2 protein-coding genes and 1 pseudogene are annotated in these 1,732 nt (G+C 32.7%); all 3 read right to left on the bottom strand.

Features of this window, described 5'->3' with window-relative positions:
- Window positions 1–243: 243 nt before the first annotated feature.
- Window positions 244–570 (bottom strand): hypothetical protein, encoded by a 327-nt coding sequence (locus FTT71_RS13130; protein WP_180161021.1) that lies wholly within the window; start codon window positions 568–570, stop codon window positions 244–246.
- Between the two features lie 367 nt (window positions 571–937).
- Entirely contained in the window at window positions 938–1,357 is a 420-nt protein-coding gene (locus tag FTT71_RS13135; protein WP_164731167.1) for an META domain-containing protein, read from the bottom strand.
- A 300-nt stretch (window positions 1,358–1,657) separates the two neighbouring features.
- A pseudogene (locus tag FTT71_RS13140) lies at window positions 1,658–1,732 on the bottom strand (IS6 family transposase); the annotation flags it as partial.

Here is a 1,732-nt window from a genome sequence, read left to right on the forward strand (position 1 = left end):
TTAAGTTCTTTATCCGACATAGACACCAACATATCAAACCGTCCGCTAAGAAAATTGCAACAGCGCATATTCTAAAAGCGGACATTTTTACTTTGGAGAAACCGGACATTTCTATTTTGGAGTTACACGTTCAATTCGTATAACCACCATTATGTTAAATGGATAGTTATTTAGTGGAAAAATCAAGTTTTTGAAATTTCAAATTGAAGTTTTTTCGTTCAATTAGTAATTGTAATTTATATTCTATTGAATAACTATTTCATAACTTTTCCTATCATATTTGGCTGCATACGTAGCTACTTCTTGATTAATCTTTTTATGATTTTTATCTAAATATGAAAAGATTATTGAATCCTCATTGTGCTGCTCGTAATTGATGGCGTATTTATATTCTGAATAAGGATAAAGAGTACCTAAGCTATAAGTTTTTTGAGCACTAGTATAAGTTACTTTAAGGTCTGTAATTGGATAATCAGTCTGATTTTTAATAAAAATATATCCATTTTTTTCAAATGGCTGGCATCCTATAAGTAGAACTAATGTAAGACAGTAAAATAGGCTATTCTTCATTTTGGTAGTTCTTCAATTGGTCTTATGAGTTTATTAATAACTATAACTTGTGAGGTATCACAACAGGTACATATCTATTAACCTTAATTTTCCAGCAGGAAGCGGCTGAACATAAAGTGAAATTAGATACATTAATTTTCCCTTTATGGTCATTACCAGAAACAGTCAGGTTTACTCTTAAACGTGACATATTAGCTTTTTGGAGCCCCTTATATACTTCTAATTCTTGAGGGGCAAAAGCAGGAGAAGCCAGTATAGACGTGGAAAATATAAGTAAGATTAGTAAAGAAAAAAATCTCATTTTTTGTGAAATCTCACTTTATAAAAAATATTTATGATTTTCATCAGTGTACTGCAAGAATTCAGGCTACTTGTTGACTTGAACACCTTTAAAAATCAACTTCTCTTTTTTTTGTGTTTCTATAAGCAGTTGTACCTGCCCCTTACGAGATTGAAGATACAATGTGGGAGCATTCACCAGAATATCTATCATCGTACTTTCACGTAAGTTGATATCATCAGGACAGCCCATCATTGTGGCAACAATTGGCTGTTCAGCATATAAACGATTGCCTTTAAAATGAATACCAATCGAATTTATATTACAAAATAAATTACCAATATACAGCATCTTATCTGCAAATTTTAGCGTGATAGACTGGTCAGGTTTTGAAGCCAAAAATAATGAATCTATACGTTCACTATTAGCATTTGTTGCCTCGATCAATTGCCAAGAAAATTTTGCTAAGGTCTGTTCACCAGAAGATATTACTTGTAATTCTTGCATCTTGGATTGATCGGCTGATGAAGGCCTATGACAAGCGCTCAAAAGTCCAACGACGAACATCAGTATAAATATTCTCGTCATCGTTATTGTCCGTATAAGAGATTCTAAAATTAATATAATACACGTTATCCGAAGTCAAAAATGGGTGCCTTAAGCTCCCATTTTTGAAGATTACTTTAAAATTTTGTTATTGATATTTGGTCACTCAAATTACCAATTCACTATGACTGCCTAATCGAACTAATTTCGGCACTGTTGCAAATAGAGATTTGAGTCGATGATGTTCCCTTTAAAAAGTACTTAGAGACCGAAAACCCTGTTGATTAGACACACTTCACCCTGAGGCTGACCATAATAAAATGACGATGCTTGTCC

It is taken from the genome of Acinetobacter sp. YH01004, from assembly GCF_013420455.1.
Lineage (GTDB): Bacteria > Pseudomonadota > Gammaproteobacteria > Pseudomonadales > Moraxellaceae > Acinetobacter > Acinetobacter towneri.

What these genes read in the sequence shown, in the direction of transcription:
- FTT71_RS13130 (WP_180161021.1), bottom strand. Translation starts at nt 570, where the DNA reads ATGAAGAATAGCCTATTTTACTGTCTTACATTAGTTCTACTTATAGGA.
- FTT71_RS13135 (WP_164731167.1), bottom strand. Translation starts at nt 1,357, where the DNA reads ATGCAAGAATTACAAGTAATATCTTCTGGTGAACAGACCTTAGCAAAA.